The organism is Marivita sp. S6314, from assembly GCF_023015985.1.
In the GTDB taxonomy this organism is placed as follows: Bacteria; Pseudomonadota; Alphaproteobacteria; order Rhodobacterales; family Rhodobacteraceae; genus Marivita.
Genome location: NZ_JALKAO010000024.1, coordinates 1 through 602, shown reverse-complemented (window position 1 = coordinate 602; position 602 = coordinate 1). Strand labels below are relative to the sequence as shown.

Annotated in this window: 1 protein-coding gene; it reads left to right on the top strand. The window is 58.6% G+C overall.

Annotated elements, in window-relative coordinates; translation table 11 throughout:
• Positions 1–303 precede the first annotated feature (303 nt).
• Positions 304–510, top strand: coding sequence for a hypothetical protein (locus tag MWU54_RS18855; RefSeq protein ID WP_247086753.1), 207 nt, complete (start codon positions 304–306; stop codon positions 508–510).
• Positions 511–602: the final 92 nt, after the last annotated feature.

Below are 602 nucleotides of genomic sequence, written 5' to 3'. Positions count from 1 at the left end.
TACATGCCGACGCGCTGCAAAGCTTTGCCGATCCGCCCCCAAACCCCCTGTCTTTCATGGCCCGCACCGTCCCTGTGCACCCATGCGCAGAGCGGATCCACGCCGCTTTTTCGTCAAGTCCACTTTTGCGAGAGCCTCTGTGCACAGCTCGTGAATTCAAACACCGCGCCCCGGCCCCTAGCTTGATTGGTGTCGGACAGACAGCCCGACAACAGACACACAAACCACCGCACCACACCGGTGCACACCAACATCGAAACCCGCGCCGCAGACAGGCGCATCACATTAAAAAGGACCACCACAATGAAAACCCTCATCACAGCATCCGCCCTTGTTCTGACCGCTTTCGCAGCCTCCGCCTCTGTCGACACATCCGAGTTCGACACCTACGCCCCCGGCGTTGATGTCTCGACCCTGAGCGACGCCGAAGTGAACACCATCCTGTCGATCATCCACTCGGGCGACAGCGAAGGCGAAAAGCGCGCCGTCATCCAGGCACTTGTTAAGTAAACCCTCCCTCTTTCAAAGGACCAAAGTCATGAAAACTCTTATCGCATCCACCGCCCTCGTTCTGACAGCCTTCGCCGCAAGCGCCTCTGTCG

Coding starts and splice junctions, on each gene's coding strand:
- MWU54_RS18855 (WP_247086753.1), top strand. CDS start 304: ATGAAAACCCTCATCACAGCATCCGCCCTTGTTCTGACCGCTTTCGCA.